This window comes from Rathayibacter sp. AY1H3 (assembly GCF_002932015.1).
In genome coordinates, this window is record NZ_PSUU01000013.1 from 1 (window position 1) to 12,944 (window position 12,944).

Genomic DNA, 12,944 nt, shown 5'->3' on the forward strand with positions numbered 1-12,944 from the left:
CGCGCGGAGACGAACCGACCCTCTCGATCCGACGCGCCCCGGCGCGGGAGCCCGCTCGCTGCGGCGCTCCTGCTCGTGACCGCCCCCGCCGGTCCCTCCTCCGCACCGCCCTGATCGGGACGACGACCGCTCTGCTGGCCGTCCTGGTCGCGGCGGCGCTCCTGTTCCACGCGTCCGGCGGACGCTGGTTCATCGTGCAGACGCCCTCCATGGGCACGGCCGCCCCGGTCGGCACCCTCGTCCTCACCGAGCCGACGGCCCTCGAGGAGGTCCGGGTCGGCGACGCGGTCAGCTTCCACCCCACCACCACGCCCGACGAGACCTACACCCACCGGGTCGTCGAGATCGCGGACGACGGCACGCTCCGCACCCAGGGCGACATCAACGGAGCCGTCGATCCGTGGGCCACCGGCCAGGACCAGCTCATCGGAGTCGTCACCACGGCGCTGCCGGTGCTCGGCTGGCTCGTGCGCGGCCTGCCGCTGGTGATCATCGGCGCCGTCCTCGTGCAGCTGCTCACCCGCTTCATCGCCTCGCCCACCCAGCGGGCGTCGATGCGGATCCTCGGCCTCTCGCTCGTCGCGTCCGTCACCGTCTTCGTGCTCCGCCCGCTGGTCGGCATCGTCGTCCTCGAGGCCACCGTCGACAGCGGCACGACGAACGCCACGCTCGTCTCGACGGGCGTCCTCCCCATCCGCGTGAGCGCCAAGGGCGCCGACCCCGTCGACCTGGTCTCCGGACAGGTCGGCCGCCTGCAGATCCCGGCGCACGACGGAGACGCCTACGCCCTCTCCTCCGCTCTGCACCTGCCGTTCTGGGGCTGGGTCCTCTTCGTCCTGCTCTGCGCGATCCCGGTGCTCTACACGGTCTTCGTCGGCCTCCCCGGGGAGCCGGAGCGGACCGCCGAGCGCGGCCGCCGCGCCGCCCGCGAGGAGGAGACGGCATGAGCCGGCACCGCCTCTCCGCCGCCTCACCGGCCGCGCGGCTGCGCACCCTCCTCGCCCGCCCGAGGTCTGTCGTCGCCGCCCTCGCCGCCGCCGCCCTGGCCGCCGTGCTGCTCACCGCCCCGGCCACCTCCGGCGCGTACACCGCCTCGATCCTGAACTCGACCAACACGGTCGGCAGCGCCGCCGCGTTCTTCACCTGCGACGGCGCCCTCGCCGCCGACCGCGGGGCCGCGCTCTTCGCCTACACGCTCGCGCAGCCGAGCGGATCGACGACCGCGCCCGACACGGACTCCGGCCAGTACCCGGGCACCTACCGCTCCACCAGCCTCTTCCCGACCGCGATGGTCAGCTCCGCCGCGACGCCCAAGGCCTGCCCGCGCGACGCGGGCGGCTCGTGGACGCCGAACGGCACCAACCAGTACCTGAGCACGCCGCTGGAGATCAGGAACCCCGGCACCTTCAGCACCGAGATCTGGTTCAAGACCACGAACGCCGGCGGCAAGCTCTTCAGCTTCAGCGCGGGCGCCACCGCTCCCGGCGGCCAGTACGACCGCCACACCTACATCGGTGCCGACGGCAAGCTCGTCTTCGGCGTCTACAACGGCGCCGCGCAGACCATCACGAGCACCCGAGCCGTCAACGACGGGCTCTGGCACCACGTCGTCTCCACGCTCTCGCCGACGGCGGGCATCGCGCTCTGGGTCGACGGCGTGAAGGTCGCCTCGAACAGCACGTACCGCACGGCCGAGAACACGACGGGCACCTGGAAGATCGGATACGACAGCCTGGGCGGCCAGTGGCCGAACGTCGGCTCCTCGTACTTCGGCGGGAGCCTGCGCTACGCCGCGGTGTACTCGACGGTCCTCACGCCGGAGCAGATCCAGACGCACTACGCGGCAGGACGCTGAGCGAACGGCCCGGTCGGCGGCGCCTCCGCAGCCCTAGGGTGAGCGGATGAGCACCCCCGCCCTCTCGCGCCGCGCCCGCTTCCACCAGCGGTTCCTCGTGGAGGAGCGCGTGATGGCCCCGGAGGCGCGCCGCGGCCTCGACCGGGCCGGCTTCGGCCTCATCGGCGTCGGCGTCGTCCTCTTCGCGGCCTTCACCGCGCAGGTCGCGAGCGGCACCGGCCTCACCGTCCTCGATCCGGTCGTCGCCGAGTGGTTCCGCGAGAAGCGCTCCGCCGAGGGCACGGTCGTGATGGACGCGCTCGCCACCGTCTTCGGGCCGGTCTACCTGCCGGTCATCATCCTGGCGGTGCTCGTGCTCTGGTTCGTCCTCGCGCGGCACCTCTGGCGGCCGATCCTCCTGGCCGGCGGCATGCTCGTCGGGATGCTCAGCGTGCAGCTGGCCGCTCACCTCGTGATGCGGATGCGCCCGCCGGTCGAGTACATGCTGCTCGGGCCCGACGGCACGTTCTCGTTCCCCTCCGGCCACGTCACCGGCGTGAGCGACTTCTTCCTGATCACCACGTTCCTCCTCGCCTCCCGCCGCTCCTCCCGGAGCTGGATGATCGGGGGCTTCGCGCTCTCGCTCGGGATGATCGCCGGCCAGATCGTCGCCCGGCTCTACCTCGGCTACCACTGGCTGACCGACACGCTCGCCTCGGTGTCGCTCGCCCTGATCGTGCTCGGCTCGGTGATCGTCATCGACACCCGCCGGACCGCGGTCGTGCGGGGCGACGCGGGCTGACCGGCGGGGCGGCTCCCTCTGCGGCGAGGAGCAGGCCGCGGGAGCAGGCCCTGTCGTCAGCCCCGGTCGGCCGGATCCTCCCCGGTGACGATCGGCACCGGCTCCGTCACGCCGATCGTGCTGACGATCGGGACGATCCCGGTGCGGGTGAACGGCTCCTCGGCGGCCGGCGCCGACTCGTCGGACAGCGGTGCGGGGTCGACCGCGGCCGGCGCCGACGGGTCGGACGCCGTGAGGCCGGATCCGCTGCCCGACGCCGTGGCGTCCTGTGCGGTGTCCGCCTGCCCGGCCTCGGCGCCGTCGGGGTAGAGGACGTCGGCGGCGAGGGCCTGCTCGATCCCGCGGTCCCGGCGGGTCCGGGCGCGGACCGGCGCCACCGCGCGCACGATCGGGGTGCGCAGGCGGCGGTAGGCGATCCGGCCGAGCGTGACTCCGCCGGCGAGGCCCAGCGCGATCATGCCCGCCTGGAGCAGGAGCTCGATCCCGGCGCTCGGGCCGGCGTTCGAGGTGAGGCCGAGGACGCCGCGGTAGAGGGTGAGGCCGGGCAGGAGGGGGACGATCGCGCACGCGGTCGTCACCACGGCGGGCACCCGCATCCGCTCGGCCAGCATCTCGCCGAGCAGGCCGATCGCCAGCGCCGGGAGGGCGTTGGCCATGAGCGGCGCGAAGCCCGAGGTGGTCAGCGAGTCGGAGATCAGGAACGCGCCGGCTCCGGTGAGGGCGGCGATGAGCGCGGGCCGCGGCGGGGTGTGCGACGAGAGTGCCCAGGCGCCGGCCGCGACCCCGGCGCCGAGCACCTGCACAGCGGCCGGCCAGGGGCGGGCGTAGGAGTCGACCAGCACCAGCTCGACCCCGAGCGAGCGCGCGCCGTCGAGCACCACGGCGATCCCGACGACGATGCCCAGCGTCAGCAGCCCGACCTCCAGCAGCCGGCCGCCCGCCGTGATCGGGAACCCGTTGATCGCGTCGTCCGCCGCTCCCACGAACGAGAGCCCGGCGAGGAGCACGACCACCCCCGACGCGACGACGAGCGCGGGCGGCAGTACCGCCAGTTCCACGGGCAGCCGCGGCACGACCGCGAGCAGCACCACCGCCACTCCGGTCGCCACCGCGGCACCGGCGATCTGCTGGAAGAAGGCGGGCAGGCCCCAGCGGGCGAGCAGCTGGTTGACCAGGTCGATCGCGGCGGCCGTCGCGGCGGCGAGGAGCACGACGAGCGGGCCGCCCCCGAGCAGGAGCGCGACGCCCGCGGCCATCAGCGCGAGCGTGAGGGTGACGACTCCGCGGCGGTAGCGGTGCGGCTGGACGAGGATCGCGTCGAGCCGGTCGTGCGCGGCCTCGAACTGGTGCCGGGCCTCCTCGCGGGCCTCGGCGGAGTCGACGGCGTCGGCGACGCGGACCTCCGGCGAGCCCTCGGTGATGGCGGTGACGAGCGCCGTCACGCGGGCGAGCCGCTCGTAGTCGGCGCTGCGGGAGGGGACGACGCGCAGCACGCTCACGCTGGGGGAGTCGTCGCCTCCGTCGTGCACGACCAGGATCGACGTGAAGGTGAGGTCGACCTGGCACTCGATGCCGTACGCGCGGCACACCCGCTGGATCGTCTCGGTCACCTCGGCGGCCGCGGACCCCAGCGAGAGCAGCGTCTCGCCCAGCCGCACGGCCAGCTCGAGCACCCCGCGGACCGTCTGCTCGGCGAGGAGCGCCCGCTGCGCTCGACGGCTCACCGGGGCCGCGGGCCGCTGCCCGCCGAGCTTGCCGACGACCTGCTGCAGAAGACGAGGAGAGCGCACCGTCCAGGGTAGGCACGCGGGGGCCGGTCCGGGGACGGGTTGCGCCGGCGGCTTCTGCGCGGATGCCCGGGCAGCAGCCCTCAGAAGCAGGCGAGCACCCGGGTCGTCAGCCAGAGGGCGGCCTCGAGCTCGGTGTGCAGCTCCCGGCCGAGGGCGAGCCAGCGCTCCTCCGCCTCGGCGCTCCTCCAGCCCTCGAACACGTCGCATCCGGCGGCCCAGAGCTCCTGCCAGCGGAGCAGCGGTCCGTGCAGGGCCTCCGGGACGCCGATCGCACCCGGGTCGTCGACCGGGCCGTCGACCGCCCAGAGCGGATACTCCGCGCAGTGGTCCGGGTACAGGCGGAGGTCGGCGAGCCGCCCCTCCCGATCGGCCCGCGCGCGGGCGAGGGTGTCCTCCTCCGTCGCGAACGGCGGGACGATCCACTCGATCTGCGTGACGGGATCGACGACTCGGCGTTCCACGGCTCCTCCTCCGCTCCTCGATGCGCGCACGACGGTAGCAGGGCCGTTCCGCGCCGCATCGGAGGGGGCCTGCCTACACTGGCGAGCGACTGCGTCCGCGAACGGGCGGGCGGGGCGAGGGGTGGGAGCGCATGAGGGTTCACGAGCGCGCGGTGCGGCACGGGCGGCTCCGGCGGCGGTCCGGGGCGCGGTCAGTGGTGGTCGGGATCGCGGCGGTGGTCGGCGTCCTCGCCGTCAGCGCCACCTCGCTCGTGGCGATCGCGACGGTGAGCATCAGCCGGAACGTCGCCGACAACGCGGTCGACCTGGGCGTCGCTCCTCCCACCGCCGGGAACGTGCAGATGGGCGCGGTCGAGGGCGGTTTCGACGTCCTGGTGGTCGGCACCGACAACGACGCCACGCAGGGCGACACGTTCGGCGTCCGCGACGACACGCTCAACGACGTCAACATCCTGCTCCACGTCTCGGCCGACCACCGCAGCGCGACGGTGATCAGCTTCCCGCGCGACCTGATCCTGGACCGTCCCGCGTGCACCGACCCCGAGACGGGCGTCGTCACCGAGGCGGCCGCCGGCGTCCCGCTCAACTCCGCGTTCCAGTACGGCGGGCTCGCCTGCGTCAACGACACCCTGCAGCAGTTCACCGGCCTGACGGTGCCCTACGCCGGCTGGGTGTCCTTCAACGGCGTCATCGAGATGAGCAACGCCGTCGGCGGGGTCCCGATCTGCCTCACCGGTCCGATCCTCGACACCGACTCGGGCCTGGACCTGCCCGCCGGCACCTCCACCGTCTCCGGGTCGATGGCCCTCTCGTTCCTCCGCAGCCGCCACGGCGTCGGCGACCAGAGCGACCTCAGCCGCATCTCGTCGCAGCAGCAGTACCTGGCCTCCCTGATGCGCACCGTCCGCTCGGCCGACACCCTCTCGAACATCCCCGCCCTCTACGGACTCGCGCAGGCGACCTCGTCGAACGTGCACCTGTCGACGTCGCTCACGAGCCCGGCGACGATGATCTCGCTCGCCCTCGCGCTGAAGGACGTCGACCTCTCGAAGATGGTGTTCGTGCAGTACCCGGCGCTCGACGACCCGGACTACCCGGGCAAGGTCGTGCCGAACGCCGAGGTCGGCGCCGAGCTCATGAGCCGCGTCCTCAACGACCAGCCGGTGACCCTCGCGTCCGACGCTCCGGCGGAGGAGGCGCCCGCGGCGGAGACGCCCGCGGAGGGCGGCGCGGCTCCGACGGATCCCGCTCCCGTCGCCGTCGACGCTCCGGGTCAGACCGCGGCGGAGGAGACCTGCGCGGTGCCGTCCGACTGACCCGACAGGTCTCGCGACGGCGAAGGCGCCCGGGCGGTGTGCCCGGGCGCCTTCGTCGTGCGCGGTGCGCGGCCGTCTACGCGCGGCGGCGGCGGAGCACCGTCAGGGCGAGACCGCCGAGGATGCCGAAGGCGGCCAGGGCGAGCGGCGCGGTCGTCGAGACGCCGGTCGAGGCGAGGACGGGGCGGTGGCCGCCCGTCTGCGCCGCGGGTCCGGAGCCGGCCGGGTGCACTGCGGGCCCGGCGCCGGCAGGGTGCGCCGTGACGGCGGCGACCGCGGCGGAGCAGTCGGCCTCTCCGGCGATCGGGTCCTCCTCCGTCAGCGTGTAGTCGTAGGAGGTGCTCGCCACGAGACCGCTCGACGTGCCGCGGGCGATGACGCAGTAGATCTCGCTCGCCGGGTCCTGCAGAGGGTACTCGCCGAGGGAGATCAGGCTCCAGCCGAGCCCGTCGACGCCGACCTCGAGGCTCGAGCCGCCGCCCGTGAGCGTCTGGCGCGCACCCGAGGTCGAGAAGACGCCGATCGAGACGGTCTCGTCCGCGCCGAAGCCGAGGAGAGCGCCACCGCTGGTGGGCTGTCCGTCCGCCGGGGCGGGCTCGGGCGAAGCCCCCTGGGGCCAGATCCGGATCGCGGTGCGCGAGGGGACCTGCTCCAGCGACGACGTCACGGAGCGTCCGCTGGTCTCTCCCGTGGCGGTGACGGAGAAGGTGCCCAGCTGGTCCGCCATGGTGTCGGCGTCGAGCAGGACGAAGGCCTCGCCCGAGAGCGGGGTCGGCGCGGGGGGCACGAGGGCGGAGGTGCTGCCGTCGGGCGCGGTGAGCGTGACGGACACGTCCTCGCCGCGGTCGAATCCGCGGAACGAGGCGACGACGCCGTGGATCCGGAACTCTCCGACCTGGATGTCCGCACCGGCCGGGAGCACCCCGCCGTCCTCCCGGTTCTGGAAGACGACGCTCGTGTCGGGCTGCGTCACGGTCAGCTCGACGGCATCGGAGGCGACACGGGCGCCCGAGGCGTCGAGTCCCTCCGCGACGACGGAGATCGTCTCGCCGGGGAGCGGGAGGTGGGGGTCCACCGCGACGCCGTCCGCGTCGGTGGGGAGCCAGTCCTGGAGGCGGAGCCCGCCGGAGGCGGTGATCACGCTGGTGGTGACGGCCTCCTCCGAGGCGCCGTCGCGGAGCACGACGACGGCGACGGTGCCGGGCTGGAAACCGGTCCCGGACACGTCCAGGCCGCCGGCCCAGCCCTCCGCCGAGGGGATCGCGGAGAACGCCGAGCCCGCTTCGTAGGTGGTGCGGTCGAGGGCGATCGCCAGGGGCGACTGCGCGCTCTCGACGGGCGCGGTGGTCGGAGCCGGAGTGGGCGCCGGAGTCGAGGCCGGCTGCGGCGTCGCCGTGGGCTCCGGAGTCGCGGTCGGCTCCGCGGTGGGAGCCGGCTCGGCCGGTGCGGGGCTCGAGGCGGCGTCAGGGACGACCTCGGTGGCCAGGGCGACGGACGGGAACGCGAGCGCCCCCAGCAGTGCCGCAGTGGTGATGATGGTGACGCCGTGGCGTCGTCGCGCAGAACGCACGATTCCTGCTTTCTCCGAGCCGCTGATCGCGGTCGGCTTCCCCATGAGCGGGGGACGATCGCCCCCTGTGGCCGAGTGTGTCCTATGCGGAACCTCAGCCGGTGCCGGATCCTGCAACGATCCGATCACGCCGCGCGGCGCGAGGTGACGGTTCGGTCACGGCCGGGCGCGGCGATTCTGACGGGCCGGTGGTCGTCGCTCTCCGGAGGCTCCTCAGGCCGGCGGCACGACCAGCAGGACCACGCCGATCGCGGCGCTCACCGCGGCGACCACGCACCAGCGCTCCGCCCGGGTTCCCGCGGGTCCGCGCGTCCGCGCCACGGCGCCGAGACCGATCGCGAGCACGGCGATGCCGATCTGCAGGGCCACCGTCGTCCGGATCAGCGCCCACGCCTCGAAGGCGCTCGCTCCGGTCGATCCGGTGGCGAGGAGCGGCACTCCGCCGACGCCCGCCGGGACGAGCAGCAGGCCGGATCCGATCGCCAGCGCCGCGATCAGGTGGGCGAGCACGTCGTCCAGCGCGGTCCGAGGCGGCGCGCCGACCGGCGCGAGGGCGGCGGTGCCGGGCCTGATCGCGACCGTGCGGAGGTGCATGGGGCGAGCGTAGGCCCGGACCGCACCCGAGCGGACCCCCTGCGGAGGCCCCTGTCCGGTGGGCATTCCGGGGGAGGATCGGCGCTGAGCGAGTAGTCGAGGGCCCCGCCCTCCGGTCGCTCGTCGACGCCGTCCGTGCGGCTCGCTTCACGCCCGTCAGTCGCTGCTCCCGGTCCAGGTCCCTTCGATCACCTGGATCAGGTCGTGCCGCTCATCGGGGCCCAGATCCGGTTCGAACTCGACGACGAGCCGGTCCGACCGGTAGACGTCCCTCGTGTTGTACACCGTCGCCTGCCGCGCGAGATCGAGGGAGTGGTAGCGGTGGATCGACGCCCCGGGCCCGTCGACGCCCTCCACGCACCCACGACGATCTCCGCAGGCCTCCCTGCTCGGAGCGGCAGCGCGCTCGAGTCCGTCCAGCTCCGCGCGGGTGACGTCCCGGATCGTGATCCTCGATCTCGAGTCGTCGAGGAGGAGCCCCGCTCCGAAGACGGCGGCTCCGCCGACGACGGCCCCGACGACGAGACCCGCCGCCCCGAAGACGACGGCGGTCCGGCCGACCGTTCCCGTGGCTCTGCTCGTCGCTGTCATGGAGGTCCTCTCTTCGGCCGGCTGCTCGGGCGGACGGCGGAGTGCCACCGCATCCGGAGAACCTCCCAGCGCTCATCGGCGGAGTCAAGAGCGCACACCTCGATGGCAGGAGATGTGGCGCGATCGTCGACGCAGAGGGTGCAGCAGCAGGCTCCGCATCCGCCCGGCGCCTCCGCCTCAGGCGCCGTCTCCGGCAGGATCAGGGGATGCGCCTGCAGACCCTCACCACCGGATCCGGACCACGACACGTCGGGCTGGTGCACGGTCTCGGCGCGTCGGCGACGACCTGGGGGCCGTTCGTCGAGCGGCTCGTCGCGACCGGCCGCTACACGGTCACGGCCGTCGATCTGCGCGGGCACGGCGCGAGCCCGCGGGCGGAGTCGTACCGGATCGACGACATGGCCGCTGATCTGGTCGAGTCGCTGCCGGCGGGGCTCGACAGCGTGGTCGGCCACTCGCTCGGCGGCGCGGTGCTGCAGCGCGCCGTCGCCGCACTCGCGCCCGGCCGGGCCGTCTACCTCGATCCCGGGTTCGCCCTGTCGCTGCCGACGAGCGGCCTCGCCGGACGGCTGTTCTGGGCGGTGCCGCTCCTGTCGCTCGGCCTCGCTCAGCTCGGACAGGCGCGGGCGGGCGCCGCGGTCCGCGCCGCCTACAGCCCCGAGACCCGCGCGCTCCTCGACGACGCGAAGAAGCGGTTCGACGCGCGGATGGCCGTCGGCGTGTTCCGGGACGTCGCCTTCCACCCGGTCCCGGTCGAGGCGCCGACGGTCCCGTCGACGGTCGTGCTCTCCGACCAGTCGCCGGCGGTGCTGCCGGACGCCCTGGCCGCGCGGCTCGAGCAGCGGGGCTGGCAGGTGCGCCGGCTCCCGGGCGTGCACCACGACATGCAGCTCGAGGACCCGGACAGGACGTTCGCCGCGATCGCGGACGTGCTCTAGCCGCCCCCTCCGCGGGTCGGGCGCCGGTGAACGGGGATTCCGGGTGCATCCGTACCTCGCGGATCAAGACGTCGGGCGATCCCGGAGGCCCGCCCGCTGTCCTCCTGCGCCCGCGGTCAGCGGACGGTCGTCGCGGCGTTGTCGGCGTTGCTGCGCATCGACGGGTCCGGTGTCCTGACCGAGAACGCGGCGGCGAAGGCGGTCGCGGTGCCGGTGCGCGTGGCCGTGACGGTGATCCTCTCGGTGACGGTCTGCCCGTTCGCGAGACTCGAGCGCGGGAAGATCACGATGCTCCCGATGCGGCTGTACGAGCCCGTGGCGGACTCGAACTGCACGGTCGGGGGGAGGATCACCTTCGAGTAGACGGACGTCGACGCGGAGGGTCCGGCGTTCTTCGTGATGAGCGTGTACGTGAACGTCCTCCCCTTCACCGCGGTGGTCGGAGCGGAGACGTCGACGCGCAGGTCGGCCCTCGTGGTCGCCTTCTGCGGAGAGACGGTCAGCGTGCTCGCCGCCTCGACGGTGCCCGCCGGGTTCACCGCGCGGAGGGTGAAGCCGTACGTCCCCGCGGTGGTCGGAGTACCGGTGAGGCGCCCCGAGCCGTCGAGGGCGAGCCCAGGAGGCAGAGTGCCCGACGCGACGGTGACGACCGGCGCCGGGGATCCGGTCGCCGTGTACGTGAAGTCGTAGGCGGAGCCGACCACGCCGGCCGCGGCCGTCCCCGAGAGGGTCGGAGCGGTCGCCGCCTGCCCGACGGTGAGTGTGTGGGGCGCGCCGGTGGTGGTGCCGAAGGTGGTGCGGGCGGACACGGTGAAGGAGGACGCTCCCTCGACGGTCGGGGTGCCGGAGAGGACGCCCGCGGAGGTGAGGGTCAGGCCGGCCGGGAGGGACCCGGAGGCGAACTCGATCGTCGACGCGCCGCCGGTGGCGAAGGTGTAGGAGAAGGGCGTTCCGAGAGGCGCCGTCGCCGGAGGGGCGTCGGCCGTGAAGACGGGCCGAGCGCCGAGGGCGAGGCTGTGGAAGCTGCCGCCGGACACGGCGGTGGCGCCGGTGAGTCCCGTCGGCACGGAGGCCTCGCCGAAGCCGTCGTAGCCCCAGGCGGTGACGGTGCCGTCGCGGCGCAGAGCGATGCTGTGGTAGCCGCCGGCGGCGACGGCGGTGACGTCCGCGAGGCCGTCGGGGACGTCGGACTGGCCGTCGCTGTCGCTGCCCCAGGCGACGACGGTCCCGTCCGCGCGCAGCGCGAGGCTGTGGGTGGCTCCGGCGGAGACGGCGGTGACGCCGGTGAGTCCCGCGGGCACGTCGGTCTGCCCGAAGGCGTCGTCTCCCCAGGCGGTGACGGTGCCGTCGCGGTGCAGCGCGAGGTCGTGGAAGCGGCCGGCGGCGATGGCGACGACTCCGCTGAGCCCGTCCGGCACGGTCGCCTGTCCAGAGAAGTCGTATCCCCAGGCGGTGACGGTCCCGTCGCCGTGCAGGGCGAGGTTGTGGTAGCCGCCGGCAGCGATGGCGGTGACGTCGGCGAGCCCGTCCGGCACCGTGGCCTGCCCGTCGCCGTCGTCGCCCCAGGCGGTGACGGTCCCGTCCCTGCGCAGGGCGAGGCTGTGGTTGACGCCGGCGTCGACGGCGACGACGTCGTCCAGACCGGTCGGCACGGTGGCCTGCCCGCTGCTGTCCTCGCCCCAGGCGGCGACGGTGCTGTCGCTGCGCAGGGCGAGGCTGTGGGAGCCGCCCGCGGCGATCGCCGTCGCGTCGGTGAGCCCAGCCGGCGCAGCGACCTGCCCGCTGGAGTCGTCACCCCAGCCGACGACACCGGTCGCAGCGGGAGCCGCGGCGACCGCGGACAGGGGAGCCGTGGTCCCGAGGAGGAGCGCGACGGTCGCCGTCAGCGCGAGCAGGCCGAGCGCCGGCCGAGGCCTCGTCCTCTGCTCAGGGGTCGAGTGGGCCGTGCCGGCGTCCGGGTCGGTCGGGCGGGAGGCGGAGGGAGAGCGCATGCTGGAGCCTTCGATCGGGTCGACCGTGGGCGGCCGTCTCCGAACAGTGGCACCCGGTCCCACCGCCGACAACAGCCTCTAGCGGACATGTCCGCAACAGGGCAGGGGCCGGTGCGCGGAGGACGCGGTGTCCTCGTCTCGTCCCCCGCGGAGCATCCCCCACCGGTGCCCGGGGGCGGTCCCGCCGGATCGCGCGCAGGCGTCTCGCGCGGACCGATCGCGGCGAGACGTTCTCCTCCCGGCGACCCGTGCCGGACGGCCCGGCCCCTACCGTGGCCGCATGACAGCAGCGGAGTCAGGACGTCCCGGAGCCCGAGAGCGGAGCTCGAGCCGGATCCTCGTGGCCGGCGCCCTGCTGCTCGCCTCGGCCGGGCTGCAGCAGCTCGCAGCCGTCCAGCGCTGGGCCGTCGCCGGGCCGATCCTGGGCGAGCAGGCGATCGAGGACCACCGGTACGACTACTCGTGGCCCGCCGATCCGTGGGAGAACGTCGGATCGGCAGCGCAGCTGCTCGGGATCGGGCACCTCCTCGTCGCTCTCGCCGTCCTCGCCGCGGTCGGTCCGGGACGGCGGCGCCCGGTCGCGGTGATGCGGACCGTGGTCGCCGCGGCGTTCGGCTGCCTCGGCCTGCACGCGGTCCTGTCCGGGATCCTCGGCGCACCGACGATCCTGCAGGCGATGCTCCCGGCGGTCGTGCTGGGACTGGTCGCGCCCACCGCTCTTCTCGCGCTCGCGGTCCTCGTGGCGAGGACGTCGCCCCTCCGCGCAGCGTCGTTCGTCCTCCTGATCGGATCGACGCTGCCCGGCTACCTCGTCGCGACGTTCGCGATCGCTCCCGCGCTCGTCGGCTCCCAGTCGTACGACACCACGCCCTGGACGGAGTCGGTCGTCGCCGCCTCGGTGGCGCTCGCCGGGGCGCCGCTCCTGCTCGAAGCGCTGATCCGCTCGATCGTGCATCGCGCGGGGGCCGTGCCGCGTCGCGAGTCGCCGGGAGCCGACGCGTCCTGATCGAACGGCGGGCTCACCCGGCCCGCTCGGTCGTGCCGATCCCCCCGGACG

The 12,944-nt window shown here is 74.3% G+C and carries 12 protein-coding genes; 6 read left to right on the top strand and 6 right to left on the bottom strand.

The features are described from left to right. From C5C33_RS18430 to C5C33_RS06850, 3 genes are all read left to right on the top strand, one after another. Positions 1–947 (top strand): S26 family signal peptidase (locus C5C33_RS18430; protein WP_104260749.1); only part of this gene is annotated, 947 nt, incomplete at its 5' end. Continuing rightward, complete coding sequence (locus C5C33_RS06845) at positions 944–1,855, top strand: LamG domain-containing protein (RefSeq protein WP_104247132.1); 912 nt, start codon at positions 944–946, stop codon at positions 1,853–1,855. The genes C5C33_RS18430 and C5C33_RS06845, both read left to right, overlap by 4 nt. Positions 1,856–1,901: 46 nt before the next feature. Further along, positions 1,902–2,636, top strand: coding sequence for a phosphatase PAP2 family protein (locus C5C33_RS06850; RefSeq protein WP_104260750.1), 735 nt, complete (start codon positions 1,902–1,904; stop codon positions 2,634–2,636). Positions 2,637–2,692: 56 nt separating this feature from the next. Here the strand turns inward: C5C33_RS06850 and C5C33_RS06855 are convergent, their stop codons facing one another. Together C5C33_RS06855 and C5C33_RS18435 are read right to left on the bottom strand one after the other, a co-directional pair. Continuing rightward, positions 2,693–4,426 carry a threonine/serine exporter ThrE family protein gene (locus C5C33_RS06855; protein ID WP_181136206.1) on the bottom strand — a complete coding sequence of 578 codons (1,734 nt, stop codon included), beginning with the start codon at positions 4,424–4,426 and terminating at the stop codon, positions 2,693–2,695. An 80-nt stretch (positions 4,427–4,506) separates the two neighbouring features. After that, complete coding sequence (locus tag C5C33_RS18435; RefSeq protein WP_181127767.1) at positions 4,507–4,887, bottom strand: hypothetical protein; 381 nt, start codon at positions 4,885–4,887, stop codon at positions 4,507–4,509. 194 nt (positions 4,888–5,081) lie between these two features. Between C5C33_RS18435 and C5C33_RS06860 the strand changes: the two genes are divergently transcribed. Further along, positions 5,082–6,203 carry an LCP family protein gene (locus tag C5C33_RS06860; protein ID WP_146085753.1) on the top strand — a complete coding sequence of 374 codons (1,122 nt, stop codon included), beginning with the start codon at positions 5,082–5,084 and terminating at the stop codon, positions 6,201–6,203. Positions 6,204–6,279: 76 nt separating this feature from the next. Here C5C33_RS06860 and C5C33_RS06865 read toward each other — a convergent pair whose 3' ends face one another. From C5C33_RS06865 to C5C33_RS06875, 3 genes are all read right to left on the bottom strand, one after another. Continuing rightward, positions 6,280–7,773 (bottom strand): LPXTG cell wall anchor domain-containing protein, encoded by a 1,494-nt coding sequence (locus C5C33_RS06865; RefSeq protein ID WP_146085754.1) that lies wholly within the window; start codon positions 7,771–7,773, stop codon positions 6,280–6,282. Between the two features lie 213 nt (positions 7,774–7,986). After that, positions 7,987–8,367, bottom strand: a complete 381-nt coding sequence (locus tag C5C33_RS06870) for a hypothetical protein (protein ID WP_104262235.1) — start codon at positions 8,365–8,367, stop codon at positions 7,987–7,989. A 156-nt stretch (positions 8,368–8,523) separates the two neighbouring features. After that, positions 8,524–8,958, bottom strand: a complete 435-nt coding sequence (locus tag C5C33_RS06875; RefSeq protein WP_104226555.1) for a hypothetical protein — start codon at positions 8,956–8,958, stop codon at positions 8,524–8,526. A 206-nt stretch (positions 8,959–9,164) separates the two neighbouring features. On the opposite strand from C5C33_RS06875, the gene C5C33_RS06880 reads away from it, so the two are divergent. After that, positions 9,165–9,896 (top strand): alpha/beta fold hydrolase, encoded by a 732-nt coding sequence (locus C5C33_RS06880; protein WP_104226554.1) that lies wholly within the window; start codon positions 9,165–9,167, stop codon positions 9,894–9,896. 116 nt (positions 9,897–10,012) lie between these two features. Here the strand turns inward: C5C33_RS06880 and C5C33_RS18205 are convergent, their stop codons facing one another. Beyond that, complete coding sequence (locus C5C33_RS18205; protein WP_146085755.1) at positions 10,013–11,887, bottom strand: DUF11 domain-containing protein; 1,875 nt, start codon at positions 11,885–11,887, stop codon at positions 10,013–10,015. A gap of 280 nt (positions 11,888–12,167) precedes the next feature. On the opposite strand from C5C33_RS18205, the gene C5C33_RS06890 reads away from it, so the two are divergent. Continuing rightward, the gene (locus C5C33_RS06890; RefSeq protein ID WP_146081503.1) at positions 12,168–12,893 is read left to right on the top strand and encodes a hypothetical protein; all 726 of its coding nucleotides are present in this window, start codon (positions 12,168–12,170) and stop codon (positions 12,891–12,893) included. Positions 12,894–12,944 lie beyond the last annotated feature (51 nt).

Excerpts from the sequence above, each read along its gene's own strand:
- C5C33_RS06850 (WP_104260750.1), top strand. The coding sequence starts at position 1,902 with ATGAGCACCCCCGCCCTCTCGCGCCGCGCCCGCTTCCACCAGCGGTTC.
- C5C33_RS18205 (WP_146085755.1), bottom strand. The coding sequence starts at position 11,887 with ATGCGCTCTCCCTCCGCCTCCCGCCCGACCGACCCGGACGCCGGCACG.
- C5C33_RS06890 (WP_146081503.1), top strand. The coding sequence starts at position 12,168 with ATGACAGCAGCGGAGTCAGGACGTCCCGGAGCCCGAGAGCGGAGCTCG.
- C5C33_RS06845 (WP_104247132.1), top strand. The coding sequence starts at position 944 with ATGAGCCGGCACCGCCTCTCCGCCGCCTCACCGGCCGCGCGGCTGCGC.
- C5C33_RS06880 (WP_104226554.1), top strand. The coding sequence starts at position 9,165 with ATGCGCCTGCAGACCCTCACCACCGGATCCGGACCACGACACGTCGGG.
- C5C33_RS06870 (WP_104262235.1), bottom strand. The coding sequence starts at position 8,367 with ATGCACCTCCGCACGGTCGCGATCAGGCCCGGCACCGCCGCCCTCGCG.
- C5C33_RS06875 (WP_104226555.1), bottom strand. The coding sequence starts at position 8,958 with ATGACAGCGACGAGCAGAGCCACGGGAACGGTCGGCCGGACCGCCGTC.